Raw genomic sequence first — 19,512 nt, forward strand, 5'->3', positions numbered from 1 at the left:
AGCCCTGGCCGCCAGGACTATAAGAATTACAACAGAATGAGTGGAGCACTATGATCAAGATTTCCAAGCTGTTCGCCGCAATGGTTCTGGCAGGGGTAGCCAGCCATTCGTTTGCCGCCGATACCATCAAGATCGGGATTGCAGGCCCCAAGACCGGTCCTGTGACCCAGTACGGCGACATGCAGTTCATCGGCGCAAAGCAAGCCATCAAGGATATCAACGCCGCGGGCGGCGTGGATGGCAAGATGCTCGAAGCCAAGGAATACGACGACGCCTGCGACCCTAAACAGGCCGTTGCAGTCGCCAACAAAGTGGTCAACGACGGCGTCAAGTTCGTCATTGGCCACCTGTGCTCCAGCTCCACCCAGCCTGCGTCCGACATCTACGAAGACGAAGGCGTGATCATGATCACCCCGGCCGCCACCTCCCCGGAAATCACCGCCCGTGGCTACAAGCTGATCTTCCGTACCATCGGCCTGGACAGCGCCCAGGGCCCGGCTGCCGGCAACTACATCGCCGACCACGTCAAGCCGAAGGTGGTCGCCGTCCTGCACGACAAGCAGCAGTACGGTGAAGGCATCGCTACCGCGGTCAAGCAGACCCTGGAAGGCAAAGGCACCAAGGTTGCCGTGTTCGAAGGCCTGAACGCCGGTGACAAGGACTTCTCCTCGATCATCCAGAAGCTCAAGCAGAACAACGTCGACTTCGTCTACTACGGCGGCTACCACCCAGAGCTGGGCCTGATCCTGCGCCAGGCTCAGGAAAAGGGTCTGAAAGCCAAGTTCATGGGCCCGGAAGGCGTGGGCAACGACTCCATCTCGCAGATCGCCCAGAACGCCTCCGAAGGCCTGCTGGTGACCCTGCCGAAGTCGTTCGACGCGGACCCTGCCAACAAGAAGATCGTCGACGCCATCAAGGCTGACGGCAAGGACCCAAGCGGCCCGTTCGTGTTCCCGGCCTACTCGGCTGTCGAACTGATTGCCCAAGGCATCAAGGCCGCCAAGTCCGAAGATACCGACAAGGTAGCAGCCGCCATCCACGCCGGCTCCTTCAAGACCCCGACCGGCACCCTGTCGTACGACGAGAAGGGCGACCTGAAAGACTTCAAGTTCGTGGTCTACGAATGGCACTTCGGCAAGCCGAAGACCGAAGTCTCCCCTCAGTAACTGCGTGACTAATAGCTGACCGTAGAAGCCCACTGTGCGAGCAGTGGGCTTTGTTTTACGAGGTTCATGGGCCTGATCCCCGCGATCCGGGGGCGGGCTCACCTGAAAATCTTAAAACCGTCACCCGCGGTTTCCTGGCCGTACCCCCGCCAGCGAAATGCAAATCAGGTTTTTAGGAGCGCTGTAATGCCTGAGATCTACCATTTCTTCCAACAACTGGTTAATGGATTGACCATCGGCAGCACCTATGCCTTGATCGCCATCGGCTACACGATGGTGTACGGCATCATTGGCATGATCAACTTCGCCCACGGCGAGGTGTACATGATCGGTTCCTACGTGGCCTTCATCGCCCTGGCGGGCCTGGCCATGATGGGTATCCATTCGCTGCCGATCCTGATGACCGTCGCCTTCGTCGCGACGATCTTCGTCACCAGTGCCTATGGCTACAGCATCGAACGGGTTGCCTACCGCCCCCTGCGCAACAGCAACCGACTGATCCCGCTGATTTCCGCCATCGGCATGTCGATCTTCCTGCAGAACACCGTCTTGCTTTCGCAAGACTCCAAGGACAAGTCCATCCCCAACCTGATCCCCGGAAGCTTCTCGTTCGGGCCGGGCGGCGCGGAGGAAGTACTGATCAGCTACATGCAGATCCTGGTGTTCGTGGTCACCCTGGTGGCCATGACCTGCCTCACCCTGTTCATCTCCCGTTCCCGCCTGGGCCGCGCCTGCCGCGCCTGCGCCGAGGACATCAAGATGGCCAACCTGCTGGGCATCAACACCAACAACATCATCGCCCTCACCTTCGTCATCGGTGCCGCCCTGGCGGCGGTGGCGGCCGTGCTGCTGAGCATGCAGTACGGGGTGATCAACCCCAACGCCGGTTTCCTGGTGGGCCTGAAGGCCTTCACCGCGGCGGTGCTGGGTGGCATCGGCAGCATCCCGGGCGCCATGCTCGGCGGGCTGGTGCTGGGCGTGGCCGAAGCGTTCGGTGCCGATATCTTCGGCGACCAGTACAAGGACGTGGTGGCATTCGGCTTGTTGGTTCTTGTCCTGCTATTCCGGCCGACCGGCATCCTGGGCCGCCCGGAGGTTGAAAAAGTATGAACAGAAATCTCAAACAGGCGTTCTTCAGCGCCTTGCTGGTATGGGCCGTGGCCTTCCCGGTACTGGGCCTGAAACTGAGCATCGACGGCATCAGCCTGTCCGTGCACAGCCAGGGCTCGTTCAACCTCAGCATCATTGCCCTGTGCTCGGTGCTGATGTTCCTGCGCGTGCTGTTCGACAAGCAGTGGAACTCGGTAATTGGCCGCCGTTCGGATCGCAAGCTGATCCCGCCGGCGGTCAGCAACTACCTGACCCTGCCGAAAACCCAGCGCTACGTGATCATGGGCCTGATCGTCGCGGCACTGGTATGGCCGTTCTTCGGCTCGCGCGGTGCGGTCGACATTGCCACGCTGATCCTGATCTACGTGTTGCTGGGCCTGGGCCTGAACATCGTGGTCGGTTTGGCAGGCCTGCTCGACCTCGGTTACGTCGGCTTCTACGCCGTCGGCGCCTACAGCTACGCCATGCTTTCGCACTACCTGGGCTGGAGCTTCTGGGTATGCCTGCCGATCGCCGGCCTGATGGCCGCTACCTTCGGCTTCCTGCTCGGCTTCCCGGTGCTGCGCCTGCGCGGTGACTACCTGGCGATCGTGACCCTCGGCTTCGGCGAGATCATCCGCCTGTTCCTGCGTAACCTCACCGACTGGACCGGCGGCCCCAACGGCATCAGCAACATCCCCAAGCCAGAGCTCTTCGGCCTGACCTTCGAACGCCGTGCCGCCGAGGGCATGCAGACCTTCCATGAGTTCTTCGGGCTGGAATACAACTCGATCAACAAGGTCATCTTCCTCTACCTGGTGGCCCTGCTGCTGGCCCTGCTGGCGCTGTTCGTGATCAACCGCCTGCTGCGCATGCCGATCGGCCGCGCCTGGGAAGCCCTGCGCGAAGACGAGATCGCCTGCCGTGCACTGGGCCTGAACCCGACCGTGATCAAGCTGTCGGCATTCACCCTGGGCGCCTGCTTCGCCGGATTCGCCGGCAGCTTCTTCGCTGCGCGCCAGGGCCTGGTGACGCCGGAGTCGTTCACCTTCATCGAGTCGGCGATCATCCTCGCCATCGTCGTGCTCGGCGGCATGGGCTCACAACTGGGCGTGATCCTCGCGGCCATCGTGATGATCCTGCTGCCCGAGCTGATGCGTGAGTTCAGCGAATACCGGATGCTGATGTTCGGTGCGCTGATGGTGTTGATGATGATCTGGCGTCCGCAAGGCCTGCTGCCTATGCAACGTCCACACATGGAGCTGCGTCGATGAGCCGCGAAATTCTGCAAGTCAGCGGCCTGAGCATGCGCTTCGGCGGCTTGTTGGCGGTCAACGGCGTGGGCCTGACCGTCAAGGAAAAACAGGTGGTGGCACTGATCGGCCCGAACGGTGCCGGCAAGACCACGGTGTTCAACTGCCTGACCGGCTTCTACAAGCCCAGCGGCGGCACCATCCTGCTCGATGGCCAGCCGATCCAGGGCCTGGCCGGGCACCAGATCGCCCGCAAGGGCGTGGTGCGGACTTTCCAGAACGTGCGCCTGTTCAAGGAAATGACCGCGCTGGAAAACCTGCTGATCGCCCAGCACCGCCACCTGAACACCAACTTCTTCGCCGGCCTGTTCAAGACCCCGAACTTCCGCCGCAGCGAGAAGGAGGCCATGGAGCGCGCGCAGTACTGGCTGGAGAAGGTCAACCTGACCGAGTTCGCCAACCGTACCGCCGGCACCCTCGCCTACGGCCAGCAGCGCCGTCTGGAAATCGCCCGCTGCATGATGACCCAGCCGCGCATCATCATGCTCGACGAACCGGCAGCGGGCCTGAACCCGAAGGAGACCGAAGACCTCAAGGCGCTGATCGCCTACCTGCGTGAGTCGCACAACGTCACCGTGCTGCTGATCGAGCACGACATGAAGCTGGTGATGAGCATTTCCGACCATATCGTGGTGATCAACCAGGGCACCCCCCTGGCCCACGGCACGCCGGAAGAGATCCGCGACAACCCTGACGTGATCAAAGCCTACCTGGGGGAAGCGTAAATGCTGAAGTTCGAGAACGTTTCCACCTTCTACGGCAAGATCCAGGCGCTGCACAGCGTCAACGTGGAGATCAACCAGGGCGAGATCGTTACCCTGATCGGCGCCAACGGTGCCGGCAAGTCGACCTTGCTGATGACCCTGTGCGGCTCGCCGCAGGCGCACAGCGGCAGCATCAAGTACCTGGGTGAAGAACTGGTCGGCCAGCCGTCCTCGCACATCATGCGCAAGAGCATCGCGGTAGTGCCGGAAGGCCGCCGCGTGTTCTCCCGCCTGACCGTCGAGGAAAACCTGGCGATGGGCGGTTTCTTCACCGACAAGGGCGATTACCAGGAGCAGCTGGACAAGGTGCTGCAGCTGTTCCCGCGCCTGAAGGAGCGTTATATCCAGCGTGGCGGCACCATGTCCGGTGGCGAGCAGCAGATGCTCGCCATCGGCCGGGCGCTGATGAGCAAACCCAAGCTGCTGCTGCTCGACGAGCCCTCGCTGGGCCTGGCGCCGATCATCATCCAGCAGATCTTCGACATCATCGAACAGCTGCGCCGTGATGGCGTGACGGTGTTCCTGGTGGAGCAGAACGCCAACCAGGCGCTGAAGATCGCTGACCGGGCGTATGTGCTGGAGAACGGCCGGGTGGTGATGCAGGGTACTGGGGAAGCACTGTTGACCGACCCGAAGGTGCGCGACGCGTACCTGGGGGGTTGACCGGGAAAAGGGCCATCTACTGGCCCTTTTTTCTACCTGTCAGAAATGTATTGCCTGTACTGGCCCTATCGCCGGCAAGCCAGCTCCCACAGGTACCCCACAGTTCCTGAAAGTTGTGGGGGCCTGTGGGAGCTGGCTTGCCGGCGATAGGGCCAGCACAGGCAACCATTAACTTGTGATCCAGCGCCAGCCTGAGTAACGTGGCCTGCTTTCACGGCAAAGACCCCCGGAGCCCGCCCCATGCGCCTCACCCCCACCCTGCTGCTCACCGCCCTGCTGCCCCTGTTCGCCGGCTGTCAGCTCATGGCTGACGCCCCCAGCGACCCGAACATCGGCACCACGCGCATGCAGGGCGAGTTGCGTGCTGCCGGTGGCCAGCTGCTGTTCAAGCCGTGCAGCGAAAACCGCACTTTCGTGATCAACGACGTCGCCGCCACCGGTATCCTGCAGGAAGCCGCCAACCTCGCCAAGGACGCCAACGACAAGCTGTTCGCCGACGTCCGTGGCCGCCTCACCGGCAGCAGGCAGGCCAACAACGACGGCCAGCTGGAAGTTCGTCGCCTGTACCGCCTGGAACCTTCCACCCGAGCTTGTGAAGACCCCAACTTCAAACAGCTGACCCTGCGCGCCAACGGCCATGAGCCGGAATGGGACATCAAGGCCAGTGGCAAAGGCATGGTGCTCAACCGCGTCGGCCAGGAACCCCTGCCCCTGCCCTTCCTGGAAGAAGAAGTGCCCGGCGGCGGCCTGACCCTGACCAGCGAAGCCAACGGCCAGCACGTGGAGCTGTGGGTCGCGCCACAACGCTGCGTAGACACCGCCACCGGTGCCATCCACCACCTGCGCGCCGAACTGCGCATCGACGGCAAGACCCTGCAAGGCTGCGGTTACTATGGCGGTGCGCGCGACAACTGATCGCCGGGCGCTTTTATCCTGCCAGTCGGGGCGGCGAACAGCTTATACTTGGCGGTTTGTGTAAAGCCGCCGGCCGCCCATGGCCGGGATACTGGACCCTGCCATGCTACGAATCACCGAACTGAAGCTGCCCCTGGACCATCCCGACGAAGCCCTGCGTGAAGCCATCGTCCAGCGCCTGGGCATCCGCGACGAGCAACTGCTCAGCTTCAACCTGTTCAAGCGCAGCTACGATGCGCGCAAGAAGAACAGCGAACTGCTGTTCATCTACACCATCGACCTGGAAGCCAGCAACGAAGCCGAACTGCTCAGCAAGTTCGCCGACGATCGCAACATCGGCCCGGCGCCAGACGTGACCTACAAGTTCGTCGGCCAGGCCCCTGCCGATCTGCAGGAGCGCCCGATCGTGGTCGGCTTCGGCCCGTGCGGCATCTTCGCCGGCCTGTTGCTGGCACAGATGGGCTTCAAGCCGATCATCCTCGAGCGCGGCAAGGAAGTGCGCCAGCGCACCAAGGACACCTGGGGCCTGTGGCGCAAGAGCGTGCTCAACCCCGAGTCCAACGTGCAGTTCGGCGAAGGCGGCGCCGGTACCTTCTCCGACGGCAAGCTGTACAGCCAGATCAAGGACCCGCAGCACCACGGCCGCAAAGTGCTGGAAGAGTTCGTCAAGGCCGGTGCGCCGGACGAGATCCTGTACATCAACAAGCCGCACATCGGTACCTTCCGCCTCACCGGCATGGTCGAGCAGATGCGTCAGGACATGATCGCCCTCGGCGCCGAAGTGCGCTTCCAGCAGAAGGTCACCGACCTGCTGATCGAGGATGGGCAGCTGACCGGCGTGGTGCTGGAGAGCGGCGAACAGCTGCACTCGCGCCATGTGGTGCTGGCCCTGGGCCACAGTGCCCGCGACACTTTCCGCATGCTGCATGCCAAGGGCGTGTACATGGAAGCCAAGCCGTTTTCGGTGGGCTTCCGCATCGAACACCCGCAAACGCTGATCGACAAGGCGCGCCTGGGCAAGTACGCCGGTCACCCGAAACTTGGTGCCGCCGACTACAAGCTGGTGTACCACGCCAAGAACGGCCGTTCGGTGTACAGCTTCTGCATGTGCCCGGGTGGCACCGTGGTCGCCGCCACCAGCGAGCCAGGCCGGGTGGTTACCAACGGCATGAGCCAGTACTCGCGTAACGAGCGCAACGCCAACTCCGGCATCGTCGTCGGCATCGACCCCGAACGCGATTACCCGGGCGGACCGCTGGCCGGCATCGAGCTGCAGGAGCGCCTGGAAGCCCACGCCTACGTGATGGGCGGCAGCAACTACCAGGCCCCGGCGCAGCTGGTGGGTGACTTCGTCGCCGGCCGGCCGTCGACTGCACTGGGCAGTGTCGAGCCGTCCTATAAACCGGGCGTGACCCTGGGCGACCTGGCGCCGAGCCTGCCGGACTTCGCCATCGAGGCCATTCGCGAGGCACTGCCGGCGTTCGACCGGCAGATCAAGGGCTACAACCTGCATGATGCAGTGTTGACCGGGATCGAGACCCGCACCTCGTCGCCGCTGCGCATTACCCGCGGTGAGGACTTCCAGAGCCTGAACCTGAAGGGGCTGTTCCCGGCGGGTGAAGGGGCTGGGTATGCGGGCGGGATCCTGTCGGCAGGTGTCGATGGCATTCGTATCGCCGAGGCGGTGGCGCGGGATATGCTCGGTCTCTGAGCCTTTATTGCCCGCGAGGGCCTCTTCGCGGGTAAACCCGCTCCCACAGGTACTGCACAGGTATTGAAGACTGTGAAGTACCTGTGGGAGCGGGTTTACCCGCGAAAGGGCCACTGCAGACATCAGAAAAATCCACAACAAACATCAGACTTCCCCTCCCCACTCTTTTCCCATCTGCATCTAGGCTTCCCTCAGCCCAGCCAGTAACAACATATAACAAAAACGAATATAGTTTTTGTTTGAAAGCATATCATCACAGGCTAGGGTGTACGCCCGTTCCATCGTCAACTGCTCATGGAGAGCCTATAGCCCGTGCGTAGCCTGTTCACCCGCTTCTTCCAGCTCGAAGCCGCCAGCGGCCTGCTGCTGATCGCTGCGGCCATCCTGGCCCTGGTCATCAACAACTCGCCGTTGTCCTACCTGTACAGCGGCCTGCTCGACGTCCCCGTCGCCGTCCAGGTCGGCGCGCTGCACATCGCCAAACCGCTGCTGCTGTGGATCAACGACGGCCTGATGGCCCTGTTCTTCCTGCTCATCGGCCTGGAGGTCAAGCGCGAGGTGGTCGACGGCCACCTGTCCAAGCCCTCCCAGGTGATCCTGCCTGCCACCGCCGCCGTGGGCGGCATGGTGATACCGGCACTGATCTACTGGTTCATCAACCGTGACAACCCGGCGGCCGTGGCCGGCTGGGCGATCCCCACAGCCACCGACATCGCCTTCGCCCTCGGCGTACTGGCCTTGCTGGGCAAGCGCGTGCCGGTGTCGCTGAAACTGTTCCTGATGACCCTGGCGATCATCGACGACCTGGGTGCGATCATCGTCATTGCCCTGTTCTACTCGGGCACCCTGTCGAGCGTGTCGCTGCTGCTGGCCGCCGCCTGCCTGGTAGTGCTGGTGGCCATGAACCGGCTTGGCGTGGTCAAGCTTGGGCCGTACATGGTCGTTGGCCTGATCCTCTGGGTCTGCGTGCTCAAGAGCGGTGTGCATGCCACCTTGGCCGGGGTTGCCCTGGCCCTGTGCATCCCGCTGCGCACGCGCCATGCCGAACGCTCGCCACTGCTCGCCCTGGAGCACGCCCTGCATCCTTGGGTCGCCTACGCCATCCTGCCGCTGTTCGCTTTCGCCAATGCCGGTGTATCGCTGGCAGGCATGACCGTAGAAAGCTTCACCCACCCGGTGCCACTGGGCATCGCCGTCGGGCTGCTGCTGGGCAAGACAGTGGGTGTCTTCGGCCTGACCTGGGTCGCGGTCAAGCTGCGCCTGGCCGCGCTGCCTGCAGGCGCCAGTTGGGGGCAATTGCTGGGTGTGGCGATACTTTGTGGTATCGGCTTCACCATGAGCCTGTTCGTTGGCTCGCTCGCCTTTGTGCCTGGCAGCAGTGATTACGCCGGAATGGACCGCATGGGTATTCTCACCGGCTCGTTCTTCGCCGCCGTGATCGGCTATGCGGTGACCGCCATGGCCAGCCGCAAGCCCAATGTCGGCTGACCTGGCCGCAGCATGAAAAAACCCCGACTGGCGAGCGCCATGTCGGGGTTTTGTCTTGTTGGGCTACGGTCAGTGCGTGACGCGGCTGGTGCCATCGACGGTCATGATGCGCACGCGGTCGCCAACGCGGAAGATCTCGTTCTGCTGCACGGCCTGCACATAGGCACGCATGCTGCCATCATCCTCACGCACGGTGATTTCGACACCTTGGGTACGAGTCAGGCCTTCTTCGGCGGCGGAACCGGCCAGGCCACCGGCAACGGCACCGATCACGGCAGCGACGATGCTGCCACGGCCCCCACCCACGGCGCTGCCGGCCACGCCACCGACGATGGCGCCAGCACCACCGCCGATCGGGGTCTTGGTGCCTTCGATCTTGACCGGGCGCAGGGACTCGATGGTGCCCATGCGCACGGTTTGCACGCGGCGGGCCTCATCACGGGAGTAGCTGTCACCGGTCAGGCTCGAGGCACAGCCACCCAGCAACAGCGACATGGTGGTAAAGGTCGCCACCAGCAAAGCGGATTTACGCATGGGTAAAGTCTCCATAAGTCAGGTGCTCATTAGACGCTGCACGTTGACGGCTGTCACGGTACAAACGTAATAAAATTGTTTTCATTCAGCCAAGGGACAGCCTGCGTGGCTGTGTCGAGGCCTTTCAAGTGAGACCAAGGATAGCCATGGATTACTTCATCGTCGTGGTCACCACCGTTGCGGGGTTGTACTTCCACTGGTGGCTGTATGTGCGCATGCGCCGCTGGATGGACCGTGACCTGGCGTTGTCGCTGGCTGGGGCGGACCCTGGAAAACGCACGTATATGCTGGAAAGGCTGGAGCAGGCGCGGGTGGAGAAGGTGGGGCGCAAGCAGTTGGCGGGGTGGTTGGAGCGGGAGGCTGCGGGGTATCCGGGGTAGCCTTGGAGATTGCTGGGGCCGCTTTGCGGCCCTTTCGCGACACAAGGCCGCTCCCACAGATTGGGTCTGCGCTGTACCTGTGGGAGCGGCCTTGCGTCGCGATGGGCTGCGCAGCAGCCCCCGGAATCTCAGGGCGCCAACCGCTCCCGCAGCCACTGCCCATCCACCAGCCGGTAGTTCAGTCGGTCATGCAGGCGGCTGGCCCGCCCCTGCCAGAACTCGATACGCTCAGGCAGCAATCGATACCCACCCCAATGTTCCGGGCAATGCGGCTGGGTGTCGGAAAAGCGCGCCTCGGTGGCCTTGACCAGCCCCTCCAGCTCCTCACGGCCGGCAATCACCTGGCTCTGCGGCGAAGCCCAGGCCCCCAGGCGGCTGCCCAACGGGCGCACCTGGTAGTAGGCGTCCGACTCCTGGGGCGTGACCTTTTCCACCCGCCCTTCGATGCGCACCTGGCGCTCCAGTGCCGGCCAGAAGAAGGTCATGGCGGCGAAAGGGTTTATCAACAGTTGCTTGCCCTTGGCACTATCGTAGTTGGTGAAGAAGGTGAAACCACGCTCATCGAGCCCCTTCAGCAGCAAGATACGGCAGTGAGGGCGGCCTTCACCATCGACAGTGGCCAAGGTCATGGCGTTGGCTTCCACCGGTACCTGCTCGGTTTTCACCGCATCGGCGAACCACTGGTGGAACAGGGCGAACGGCTCCCCCGGGGCCTGGGCTTCGGCCAGGCCATCACGGGTGTAGTCGCGGCGCATATCGGCCAGGGATTGGGTCATTGCTGCGTTCCTTGACGATCAGTTGGTCTTCGCAGGGCTGTTGGCAGCTACTTTCTTGTCAGTGGTAGCTTTCTTGGCGACGGGCTTGGCCGGCGCGGCTTTTTTCTTGGCCGTGGTCTTGGCTGGCGCCTTGGCCTTGGCTTTGGTTACAGGCTTCTTCGCCGCAGCCTTGGTGGCCGGCTTGCTGTCGGCAGGCTTGGCGGCAGGCGCCTTGACGTCCTGCACCGCCACCATCGGGGCCCGCGCCGGGGCGGCTTGCTGGTACTTGGCCAGCAGGGCGACCATGGTGTTCTGCGGGGTCAGCAGCATTTCCACACGGCGGTTCAGGGCACGGCCCTCGGCGCTGTCGTTGGCGGCGCGCGGCATTTCCGAGCCCATACCCTTGAGGTTCAGGCGATCACGCTGCAGGCCGCTGAGGCGGAAAATGGCCGACACCGAAGCGGCGCGCTCCAGGCTGAGCTTCTGGTTGGCGGCAGCGACACCGCTGCTGTCGGCATGGCCGAGCACCAGCACGGCGGTCTTGGCATCGCCCTCGACAGTCTTGGCCACACGAGTGATCGGGCCCAGGGTCATCGGCAGCAGCATGTTCGGACGATCAGGGTTGTACGAGCTGTCCACCGGGATGGTTACGGCCAGCACGTTGTCACGGCGCTCCAGTTCCAGCTTGCTGCCCTTGATCGCCTCACGCAGCTTGGGCTCGTACTCGTCCAGCCAGGCCTGGGTGGCCTTCTGGTCGATCTTCGGTACCACCGGCCCCTTTGCCTGCTTCTCTTCACCGCCGAACGGCCACCACCAACGGCTGGCGTTGTCGGACTTGGCGTCGGCCTTGGCCACGTTTTCCGTGACGGCTTGCTTCACTTCCTGCTCGGCAACCTTGTCCGAACCGAAGGGCCACCAGCTCGAGGCGCTGTCCTTCGAGCCGTCCTGGGGGTGACTGGCGCAGCCGGTAACGGCGGTCAGGCACAGGGCGAGTGCTAAGGTTTTGTGTGAAGACATCAGCGATACACCATGAAATAGAAAGAAATTTTGCCTACGCCTTTCAGGCGTTGGCATTGAGGATAGTCAAAGGGGTGGGGCAACACCCGCATTACCCGATCAAAGGCAACTGGCAAGGACGCGTACCAGTTTCTGGGCTCGCGGGTCCATGAGCACATAAGGGCCGAGGGTATTGACCACGAAACCGAAGGCCACATCGTGTTCCGGGTCAGCGAAACCGACCGAGCCACCGGCACCTGGGTGGCCGAAGGTCCGGGCCCCGAGGCCGAACGTGGCATTGGCCACGTCGGGCTGGTCGAGCATGCAGCCCAGGCCAAAGCGGGTCTGGGTGAGCAGGGTGCGATCCTGCCCGAGGCTGTGCTCACGGGTCAGTTCCTCGAGCAGTTCGGATTCGAGCAGGCTGCCGTCCAGCAACCCGGCATAGAAGCCCGCCATGCTGCGCGCATTGCCATGGCCATTGGCCGCTGGCTGCTGCATGCGCCGCCACTCCGGCTTGTTGGTACTGGTCAGGATCGCCGGCGGGTTGGTGAAGGCACGGGTCGACAGGGCCTCGGGCTCGCGCATGGTCACCTGCAGCAGGCGCTGCGCCGCAGCGTCCCCGGCGTTGCCCTTGCCACGGGCGATGTGCGCCACGCGATAAAACTCATCGTCCGCCAGGCCGACATGAAAATCCAGCCCCAACGGCCGAGCGGTACGGGCCACGATCGAGTCGCCGGGGCCACGGCCGTCGGCACGGCGGATCAGCTCGCCGATCAGCCAGCCGTAGGTAATGGCGGCATAGCCGTGCTCGGTGCCGGGTGTCCACCAGGGCGTTTCGGCAGCCAGCGCATCGACCATGGCCTGCCAGTCATACAGTGCCTCGGCCGGCAGCAGCTCACGGATGGCCGGCAAGCCGGCACGGTGGCTGAGCAGCTGGCGCAGGGTGATCGCCTGTTTGCCTGCCTGGGCGAACTCGGGCCAGTAGTTGGCCACCGGCGCATCGAGGGCCAGCTTGCCCTCGCCGACCAGTTGCAGGGCGGTGACAGCGGTGAAGGTCTTGGTGCAGGAGAACAGGTTGGCGATGGTATCGCTGTGCCAGGCCTGCTGGCCGTCCTTGTCGGCACTGCCGGCCCACAGGTCGACCACGGTTTCGCCACCAACCTGGATGCACAGCGCGGCGCCACGCTCCTGGGGATCATCGAACAGCGCGGCAAAGGCTTCGCGCACTGCTTCGAACTTCAGCTCATAGTGACCCTGGATCTGCACCCGCTGTTCTCCGTACGACCAATTCCGAAAATGGTGTGCATTGTTTCAGTAGTTGCGTGTTTTGCAAACTGGCTTGGGCCAAGTGGTCGCGACGAATGGCAGCCAGGACGAACGGTGCTCCTGTAGGAGCGGCCTTGTGTCGCGATGGGCTGCGCAGCAGCCCCGGCAATTGTGCATTGCGGCGGAGATCCTGGGGCTGCTGCGCAGCCCATCGCGACACAAGGCCGCTCCTACACCAGACCGCGTCAGCCGGTTGCTAGGGCGCCGGCTTTTCCAGTTGGGCGCGCAGCTGGCTCATTGCCTGCAAGTTGCTCTTGCGCACGGCATCGACAAACCCCGGGTATGGCATATCGGTGATCGCCACCAACCCAAGGTGGCCGTTCTCGCCGTCGAGCAGGCGGCCGCTGGCCGGCTGGTCGAGGTACTGGAACCAGTGCGCGCCAACGATCATCGGCTGCGCCAGGGCCGCCTTGAGGAAGTTGCCGTAGGCCGGGCCACGGTCTTCTTCCCGCGCCACTTCCAGCGGCCCCGGCCAGAACGGCCCGCGATCGCGCGAACCGAACTGGAACTCGGACACCAACACCGGCTTGTCCAGCTCGGCCAGGCGGGCGAAGTCGTAGCCATCCTGCGGCTTGAGGGTATAGAAGTTGAAGCTGAGCACATCGCAGAACTCCGCGCAGGCCTTGACCGCCTCCGGCGTGCTGACGGCATAGCGGCCCCCCAGCAGCAGGTGATTGGGCGCATGCCACTTCAACGAGTCGGCAATGGTCCTGAAGTAGGTTTCGGCGAACACCTGCTGGAAGTGCTGGTAGTCACGCTCGATTTCCGGGTGCTCCGGGTCGGGCAACGGAGCCTCGAAGCCCGGGTCCTCCATCAGTTCCCAAGCGGTCAGCTCGATGCCCCAGGCCTTGGACAGCCCTTCCTGGTTGCGGTACTTGTCACGCAACTGCTTGAGGAAGGCGCGCTTGGCCGGTACATCGGTGGTCAGGCGCAAGGTACCGTAGGCCAGGCCGTAACGCGCCTTCGGGTCGCTACCGGGGGCGGCCCAGGCCAGTTCGTTGTCGGCGAAATAACCGATCAGCCAGGGGTCGTCACGGTGATCGCGGGCGGCAATGGCCACGGCGCGCTCGGTAGCCATGGCAAAACGCGGGTCGAACGGGTCGGGCATGCGGCCCCACCAGTCCATGCCGGTGCTGATGCTGGCGTAATCCCCCACGATCGATAGCGGCAAGGTGTACGGCATGCGCCTGGCCTGGCCCAGGGCCGGCTCGCTCCAGTTGCCGACCGTGTTGAAACCCCAGGCCTGCAGGCGGTCGAGCGCATGCGCCTGCCAGCGGGCGGCATCCAGCGCCAATGGTGGGCAGTTGGCCGGCTGCCCTTCTACCGCGGGCGGGCAGGGTTTGCCATAGGTGCGCTGCAGGTTGGCGGCATAGAAATCGAACCAGCGCCCCTGTTTGAAGTTGCGCCCTTGCGACGAGGGGTTGCCGTCGTCGTTGTTGCCGTCGCCATAGAATGCGGCCAGTGCATCACCCTCGCCCGGCAACGCCTTGAACATCCCTTCACGCCCGGCGACGTAGGTACGCCCGCCATCCGCGGCCACGGCATTCACCCCCAGGGAATAGAATGGATGCCCCTCGGGCGTTACCAGGTACCAGCGGCCGTCACGCTTTTCGGTGCGGAAGAAGCCTTTGGCCTCGAACGCCGGCCCGGCCAGCAGGCCACCGTATGCATCCAGCTGCTGCTTGCCACGCTCTGCCAGCCAGCCTTTGAGCTGTTGCTGCTCGCGTGCATCGGCCGCCTTGAGCTGCTCGTCATTGGCAACCTTTTCAGGCCAATGGCCGCGGGTGGACTGGCCATAGGCATCGATCAGCTCATGGTAGGCCGCCTTGTAGGCCTGGTCGTCATCCTGGATGCCGACCCGCTCGATCAGCAGGTTCTGCGCCACCTTGGGGTTGGGGATACTCAGGCTGACCGACGCCACCTGCTTGAGGTCGACCGCGCCGGCGCTGCTGGTCAGCAGCAGGCGCTGGCCGCCATGGTTCCAGGGCATGGGCGGGCCGGCGCGCATGCCCTGGCTCAGCGGTGAGCTGGCCGTCAGCGGTACCATCACGGTTTGCGCAGGACCGGCCGGAAGGTCGATGCGGCTGGTCAACGTGCGGCCATCACTGCCCTGCACCATGACGTCCACGGTCAGCGCCCAATCCATCGCGCTTTGCAGGCGCAAGGTCAGGAACTGACCGCCGGACCAATCCCACACACCGCTTTGCGGGCTGAGGCGCAGGGTCGGCCGCTGGGCCGGGTTGAACACCACGCGCCGCAACACTTCGCCTTCGGCCGTCTGCTCCGCGTTGTACTGCGGCATGCCGGCATCCTCGGTCGCCACGTTGACCACCGAGGCCGGGCGCACGAAGCTGAACAGCGTCTGCTGCCCAGCCAGCAAGGGCGAGCTGAACAACAGGGCGAAAATGGCGGGCAGGGTACGGCGGACCATAAGGCTGGGGCTCTCCTTCAGGGCCCTCATGGCCCACGACTGAGTAATGGACATCGCGCCGGAGCAAGTGTGCTCCGGCGGTCAGGAAATCTCCCGCCGGAACGGCGGCAGCGCATTGAGAATAGCCTTGCCGTAGCGCTGGGTGACCAGGCGCCGGTCAAGCAAGGTGATGACACCGCGATCCTGTTCGGTTCGCAGCAGGCGGCCGCAGGCCTGGATCAGCCGCAGCGAGGCGTCGGGCACGGCAATTTCCATGAACGGGTTGCCGCCGCGAGCTTCGATCCACTCGGCCAACGCCGCTTCGACCGGGTCGTCGGGCACGGCAAAGGGAATCTTGGCGATCACCACGTGCTCGCAGTAGGCACCCGGCAGGTCGACACCCTCGGCAAAGCTGGCCAGGCCGAACAGCACGCTGTGCTGGCCATCGTCGACCCGCGCCTTGTGCTTGTTCAGGGTCTCCTGCTTGGACAGGTTGCCCTGGATCAGCACCAGCTTGCGCCAGTCACGGTCCAGGCCATCGAACACGTCCTGCATCTGCTTGCGCGAGGAGAACAGCACCAGCGCGCCGCGGGCATCTTCGACGATGTTCGGCAGTTCGCGGATGATCGCTGCGGTATGCGCCGCCGCATCCCTCGGGTCGGCCTTGAGGTCGGGGACCCGCAGCAGGCCGGCATCGCCATGCACGAACGGGCTGGGCACCACGCAGGTGACCGCGTCACGCGGCAACCCCGAGCGCATGCGGAAGCGGTCGAACTTGCCCAGCGCGGTCAGCGTCGCCGAGGTCACCAGCGCGCCATGGGCCACGCTCCACAGGCTGCGGCGAAGCATTTCGGCGGCCAGGATGGGGCTGGCGTTGACTTCGATATCGAACAGCGCACCGCTCTCGGCCAGGGTCAGCCAGCGGGCCATGGGCGGGCTGTCTTCCGGGTCTTCGGCGGTAAAGGCCGTCCACAGCTCCCAGTTGCCCTGGGCACGGGTGACCAGGCTACCGAACAGCGGGTACCACTCCTCGGCCTGATGGCTGGCGATGCCGATGTTGACCTCACCGTCCATGCCCTCCTTGAGCAGGTCGGCCAGGCGGGTGAACAGGTCGTTGAGGCGGGCAAAGCCCTTTTTCAGCTCGATGCCCACTTCGCGAATCTGCTCCGGCACCACGCCGCCTTCGAAGCGGTAGCGCGGGCGCTCACGGCCTTCGTTGTCCTCGCTGGGGCGGAAGTCGGCAACCTGCTCGCACAGGGTGAACATGAACTGCTGCTGGGTGCGCACTTCCCGCGCTAGCTCCGGCACCTGTTCGATGTACTTGCCCAGGTCACCGGGCAGCGGGTGCTGGGCCAGCAGCTTGGTCAGGTTCTTGGCGGTCTGCTCCAGCCAGTCGGCAGTGGAACGCAGGCGCGAATAGTGGGCGAAATGGCCAATGGCCTTGTCCGGCAGGTGGTGGCCTTCGTCGAACACGTACATGGTGTCGCGCGGGTCGGGCAATACCGCGCCGCCGCCCAGGGCCAGGTCGGCCAGCACCATGTCGTGGTTGGTGACGATCACGTCGACCTTGCCCATGCCTTCGCGGGCCTTGTAGAACACGCACTGCTGGAAGTTCGGGCAATGACGGCCGGTGCACTGGCTGTGGTCGGTGGTCAGGCGCGCCCAGTCCTGGTCTTCGAGGGCTTCGGGCCAGCTGTCGCGGTCACCGTCCCAGCGGTTGCCGGCAAGCTTCTCGATCATGCTGTTGAACAGCTTCTGGCTGCGCTCGTCGACTTCGATGTGGAAGCCTTCTTCCTCGAACAGCTGGGCGGTGGCCGATTGGGCGTGGCCCTCCTGCAGCAGGATGTCGAGCTTGGACAGGCACAGATAGCGGCCACGGCCCTTGGCCAGGGCGAAGCTGAAGTTCAGCCCGCTGCTGCGCATGAGGTCGGGCAGGTCCTTGAAGACGATCTGCTCCTGCAGCGCCACGGTGGCGGTGGCGATCACCAGGCGCTTGCCGGCGGCCTTGGCGGCCGGAATGGCAGCCAGGCTGTAGGCCACCGTCTTGCCGGTACCGGTGCCCGCCTCCACTGCCACCACGGCAGGCTCGCCGGCACGGCGGCCTTCTTCGTCGCAGGCGATGTCGCCGAGCACCTTGGCCACTTCGGCGATCATCAGGCGCTGGCCATAGCGCGGCTTGAGGCTCTTGGCTTCGAGAAAACGCGTATAGGCGCCCTGGATGGTGGCTTTGAGTTCGTTGCTGATCATGGTCTGCAGGCGCCCGGAGGGCTGGATATATTTTCAGTGTTTCGCATGGGGCGGCTATCATACCCCGCTATTGCCCTTTATGCCGCATGGAGATCCGGATGCTTGCCTTTGCCCTGCCCTACACACTGCATGTCCTGGTCGCCCTGGTGTGGGTCGGCGGCATGTTCTTCGCCTGGCTTGTGCTGCGCCCGGCAACGGTTGCAGCCCTTGAGGGGCCTGCCCGGCTGCGCTTGTGGGTGGAAGTTTTCCGACGCTTCTTCGGTTGGGTCTGGCTGGCCGTGGCGATTTTGGCGATAAGTGGTATCGGCATGTTGCACATGCGCTTCAGCGGCTTCGAGACTGCACCGAAGTATGTGCAGGTGATGATCGGTGGAGGCATCGCCATGTTTGCCCTGTTCATGCGCATCCAGGCGTTGCTGCTGCCGGAGTTGAGGGCGGCGGTGCAGGCCGAGGACTGGCCGGCAGGTGCGGCAGTGCTGGGGCGGATTCGGCGGATGGTGGGGATCAACCTGCTGCTGGGCCTGGCGGTGGTAGCCGTGGCCAGTTCGCGGCTGATGCTCTGACAGGATCTGCGCGGCCCCTGTAGAAGCGGCCTTGTGTCGCGATGGGCTGCGCAGCAGCCCCGGCAATTTGTGCGAAGGCGCTGAAATCCTGGGGCTGCTGCGCAGCCCATCGCGACACAAGGCCGCTCCTACAGGGGGCGCGGCAAGGCTTCAGAGGCGCTGCAGAATCAGCTCACCTGCAGCGCCGGCCAACCCAGGCTGGCCCGGCTGCCCCGGCCGGCCATTGGCGCCGGCGTCTGTGCGGTACACCAGGCAACCCTTGCTAGCCCCGCCCTTGCCGGCCTTGCCAGCAGCCCCGGCCTTGCCCGGTGCGCCGCCGTCCAGGCGCACCACGATGCGTTCTTGCGGGAAGCCCTGCGGCACGCTCAAGCGGATGCGCCCACCCGGCGCACCATCGTGCCCGTTGCCGCCGTCATCGCCATTGGCACCGCGGCTGGCCTGGCCCCAGGTGCAGCCACCGGCCTGGCCGTTGGCGCCATCGAGCCCCACGTACCCCGGCGCACCGGCACCGCCACGGGCATCGATGGCCAGGCGCTCGGCATCCACTTCAGCCAGTTTCAGGTCCAGGCTGCGGCCCGACCGGGCTCCCCGCTGGTAAGTACCCGCCGCTCCCGGCGCACTGAATTCGCTACCCTCACCCAGCCGCGCGCTGCGCGCCTCGATCAGCAACGGGCTATCGGACGGTGCAATGGCGATACGCGCATCGCGCCCCAACTCCAGTTGGTCGACCTTCAACTCAGCGAGCGTGGCAGGCAGCAGCAGGGTTGCGGCATCGGCGACACGCAACTGTGCCAGGTGCACGCTTGCCGACTTGTCGGGCAGGCGCAGCATGGAATTGGCAGCGACCTCCAGGCTTTCGGCCTGGGCCAGGGGAACGGCCAACATGGCCAGCAACATCAGATTACGCATTTCGCGGCGCCTCCTGCACACGGGGGATGGACATGACATGGAAGATACCCGTCAACAGGATCTGCAGACGATCGAACCAGCGGTGGCTGCGGCCGCGCAGGCTGCCATTGAAGAACAGCACTTCGAGCAGGTGCAGGCCCAGCAAGGTGATGCCGGCGGCGTTGATCAGCAGATTGAAGGGCAAGGGTTGTGGCATCAACTGATTGAACAACACCACACCCCAGAAAGCGACTGTCAGGACCTTGCCCAAGCCCAGGATGAACTTCATATCCCGCCCCCATGG

At 64.2% G+C, this 19,512-nt stretch carries 18 protein-coding genes; 10 read left to right on the top strand and 8 right to left on the bottom strand.

All coding sequences use genetic code 11. The annotated features are described in order from the left end of the window. The first annotated feature begins 50 nt into the window (after positions 1–50). The 8 genes from CAG46_RS05825 (at position 51) to nhaA (ending at position 9,109) form a co-directional block, all read left to right on the top strand. Entirely contained in the window at positions 51–1,166 is a 1,116-nt protein-coding gene (locus CAG46_RS05825; RefSeq protein WP_085614181.1) for a branched-chain amino acid ABC transporter substrate-binding protein, read from the top strand. 186 nt (positions 1,167–1,352) lie between these two features. Then, the gene (gene livH / locus CAG46_RS05830) at positions 1,353–2,276 is read left to right on the top strand and encodes a high-affinity branched-chain amino acid ABC transporter permease LivH (RefSeq protein WP_025340356.1); all 924 of its coding nucleotides are present in this window, start codon (positions 1,353–1,355) and stop codon (positions 2,274–2,276) included. Further along, entirely contained in the window at positions 2,273–3,529 is a 1,257-nt protein-coding gene (locus CAG46_RS05835; protein WP_085614182.1) for a high-affinity branched-chain amino acid ABC transporter permease LivM, read from the top strand. The genes livH and CAG46_RS05835 overlap by 4 nt, the downstream gene beginning before the upstream one ends. Next, positions 3,526–4,293, top strand: coding sequence for a high-affinity branched-chain amino acid ABC transporter ATP-binding protein LivG (gene livG / locus CAG46_RS05840; protein WP_025340358.1), 768 nt, complete (start codon positions 3,526–3,528; stop codon positions 4,291–4,293). The genes CAG46_RS05835 and livG overlap by 4 nt, the downstream gene beginning before the upstream one ends. Continuing rightward, complete coding sequence (locus tag CAG46_RS05845) at positions 4,294–4,995, top strand: ABC transporter ATP-binding protein (RefSeq protein ID WP_013973921.1); 702 nt, start codon at positions 4,294–4,296, stop codon at positions 4,993–4,995. A 240-nt stretch (positions 4,996–5,235) separates the two neighbouring features. Beyond that, positions 5,236–5,910 (top strand): COG3650 family protein, encoded by a 675-nt coding sequence (locus CAG46_RS05850; protein WP_025340360.1) that lies wholly within the window; start codon positions 5,236–5,238, stop codon positions 5,908–5,910. A 103-nt stretch (positions 5,911–6,013) separates the two neighbouring features. Next, the gene (locus tag CAG46_RS05855; RefSeq protein WP_046614721.1) at positions 6,014–7,621 is read left to right on the top strand and encodes an NAD(P)/FAD-dependent oxidoreductase; all 1,608 of its coding nucleotides are present in this window, start codon (positions 6,014–6,016) and stop codon (positions 7,619–7,621) included. Positions 7,622–7,933: 312 nt separating this feature from the next. Beyond that, on the top strand, positions 7,934–9,109 hold the full coding sequence (gene nhaA, locus CAG46_RS05860) for a Na+/H+ antiporter NhaA (RefSeq protein WP_085614184.1): 1,176 nt from the start codon (positions 7,934–7,936) through the stop codon (positions 9,107–9,109). Positions 9,110–9,178: 69 nt separating this feature from the next. Here nhaA and CAG46_RS05865 read toward each other — a convergent pair whose 3' ends face one another. Beyond that, on the bottom strand, positions 9,179–9,643 hold the full coding sequence (locus tag CAG46_RS05865; protein ID WP_013973925.1) for a glycine zipper 2TM domain-containing protein: 465 nt from the start codon (positions 9,641–9,643) through the stop codon (positions 9,179–9,181). A gap of 146 nt (positions 9,644–9,789) precedes the next feature. Here CAG46_RS05865 and CAG46_RS05870 point away from each other — a divergent pair, with 146 nt between their 5' ends. Further along, a complete protein-coding gene (locus CAG46_RS05870) occupies positions 9,790–10,023 on the top strand; it encodes a hypothetical protein (protein ID WP_085614185.1) in 234 nt (77 codons plus the stop codon). Between the two features lie 128 nt (positions 10,024–10,151). Here CAG46_RS05870 and pdxH read toward each other — a convergent pair whose 3' ends face one another. The 5 genes from pdxH to dinG all read right to left on the bottom strand — a co-directional run bounded on the left by pdxH (position 10,152) and on the right by dinG (position 17,757). Next, positions 10,152–10,799 carry a pyridoxamine 5'-phosphate oxidase gene (gene pdxH, locus CAG46_RS05875; protein ID WP_085614186.1) on the bottom strand — a complete coding sequence of 216 codons (648 nt, stop codon included), beginning with the start codon at positions 10,797–10,799 and terminating at the stop codon, positions 10,152–10,154. An 18-nt stretch (positions 10,800–10,817) separates the two neighbouring features. Beyond that, positions 10,818–11,795, bottom strand: a complete 978-nt coding sequence (locus CAG46_RS05880; protein ID WP_085614187.1) for an OmpA family protein — start codon at positions 11,793–11,795, stop codon at positions 10,818–10,820. A gap of 99 nt (positions 11,796–11,894) precedes the next feature. Further along, on the bottom strand, positions 11,895–13,040 hold the full coding sequence (locus CAG46_RS05885; protein WP_085614188.1) for a serine hydrolase domain-containing protein: 1,146 nt from the start codon (positions 13,038–13,040) through the stop codon (positions 11,895–11,897). A 256-nt stretch (positions 13,041–13,296) separates the two neighbouring features. Further along, positions 13,297–15,531, bottom strand: coding sequence for a beta-galactosidase (locus CAG46_RS05890; RefSeq protein WP_085614189.1), 2,235 nt, complete (start codon positions 15,529–15,531; stop codon positions 13,297–13,299). A gap of 81 nt (positions 15,532–15,612) precedes the next feature. Then, complete coding sequence (gene dinG, locus CAG46_RS05895; RefSeq protein ID WP_013973931.1) at positions 15,613–17,757, bottom strand: ATP-dependent DNA helicase DinG; 2,145 nt, start codon at positions 17,755–17,757, stop codon at positions 15,613–15,615. Between the two features lie 98 nt (positions 17,758–17,855). Here dinG and CAG46_RS05900 point away from each other — a divergent pair, with 98 nt between their 5' ends. Then, positions 17,856–18,320, top strand: a complete 465-nt coding sequence (locus tag CAG46_RS05900) for a CopD family protein (protein WP_085614190.1) — start codon at positions 17,856–17,858, stop codon at positions 18,318–18,320. Positions 18,321–18,470: 150 nt separating this feature from the next. Here CAG46_RS05900 and CAG46_RS05905 read toward each other — a convergent pair whose 3' ends face one another. Together CAG46_RS05905 and CAG46_RS05910 are read right to left on the bottom strand one after the other, a co-directional pair. Then, positions 18,471–19,229: a collagen-like triple helix repeat-containing protein gene (locus tag CAG46_RS05905; RefSeq protein WP_075046127.1), complete on the bottom strand. Its 759-nt coding sequence runs from the start codon at positions 19,227–19,229 to the stop codon at positions 18,471–18,473. Next, complete coding sequence (locus CAG46_RS05910) at positions 19,222–19,497, bottom strand: DUF1145 domain-containing protein (protein WP_025340369.1); 276 nt, start codon at positions 19,495–19,497, stop codon at positions 19,222–19,224. Before CAG46_RS05910 ends, CAG46_RS05905 begins: the two co-directional genes overlap by 8 nt. Positions 19,498–19,512 lie beyond the last annotated feature (15 nt).

The sequence above is a fragment of the Pseudomonas sp. B23(2017) genome, from assembly GCF_002113725.1.
Lineage (GTDB): Bacteria > Pseudomonadota > Gammaproteobacteria > Pseudomonadales > Pseudomonadaceae > Aquipseudomonas > Aquipseudomonas putida_Z.

What these genes read in the sequence shown, in the direction of transcription:
- CAG46_RS05835 (WP_085614182.1), top strand. Translation starts at nt 2,273, where the DNA reads ATGAACAGAAATCTCAAACAGGCGTTCTTCAGCGCCTTGCTGGTATGG.
- dinG (WP_013973931.1), bottom strand. Translation starts at nt 17,757, where the DNA reads ATGATCAGCAACGAACTCAAAGCCACCATCCAGGGCGCCTATACGCGT.
- CAG46_RS05865 (WP_013973925.1), bottom strand. Translation starts at nt 9,643, where the DNA reads ATGCGTAAATCCGCTTTGCTGGTGGCGACCTTTACCACCATGTCGCTG.
- CAG46_RS05900 (WP_085614190.1), top strand. Translation starts at nt 17,856, where the DNA reads ATGCTTGCCTTTGCCCTGCCCTACACACTGCATGTCCTGGTCGCCCTG.
- CAG46_RS05845 (WP_013973921.1), top strand. Translation starts at nt 4,294, where the DNA reads ATGCTGAAGTTCGAGAACGTTTCCACCTTCTACGGCAAGATCCAGGCG.
- livG (WP_025340358.1), top strand. Translation starts at nt 3,526, where the DNA reads ATGAGCCGCGAAATTCTGCAAGTCAGCGGCCTGAGCATGCGCTTCGGC.
- pdxH (WP_085614186.1), bottom strand. Translation starts at nt 10,799, where the DNA reads ATGACCCAATCCCTGGCCGATATGCGCCGCGACTACACCCGTGATGGC.
- CAG46_RS05855 (WP_046614721.1), top strand. Translation starts at nt 6,014, where the DNA reads ATGCTACGAATCACCGAACTGAAGCTGCCCCTGGACCATCCCGACGAA.
- CAG46_RS05825 (WP_085614181.1), top strand. Translation starts at nt 51, where the DNA reads ATGATCAAGATTTCCAAGCTGTTCGCCGCAATGGTTCTGGCAGGGGTA.
- CAG46_RS05880 (WP_085614187.1), bottom strand. Translation starts at nt 11,795, where the DNA reads ATGTCTTCACACAAAACCTTAGCACTCGCCCTGTGCCTGACCGCCGTT.
- CAG46_RS05870 (WP_085614185.1), top strand. Translation starts at nt 9,790, where the DNA reads ATGGATTACTTCATCGTCGTGGTCACCACCGTTGCGGGGTTGTACTTC.
- CAG46_RS05890 (WP_085614189.1), bottom strand. Translation starts at nt 15,531, where the DNA reads ATGGTCCGCCGTACCCTGCCCGCCATTTTCGCCCTGTTGTTCAGCTCG.
- CAG46_RS05910 (WP_025340369.1), bottom strand. Translation starts at nt 19,497, where the DNA reads ATGAAGTTCATCCTGGGCTTGGGCAAGGTCCTGACAGTCGCTTTCTGG.
- CAG46_RS05905 (WP_075046127.1), bottom strand. Translation starts at nt 19,229, where the DNA reads ATGCGTAATCTGATGTTGCTGGCCATGTTGGCCGTTCCCCTGGCCCAG.
- CAG46_RS05850 (WP_025340360.1), top strand. Translation starts at nt 5,236, where the DNA reads ATGCGCCTCACCCCCACCCTGCTGCTCACCGCCCTGCTGCCCCTGTTC.
- livH (WP_025340356.1), top strand. Translation starts at nt 1,353, where the DNA reads ATGCCTGAGATCTACCATTTCTTCCAACAACTGGTTAATGGATTGACC.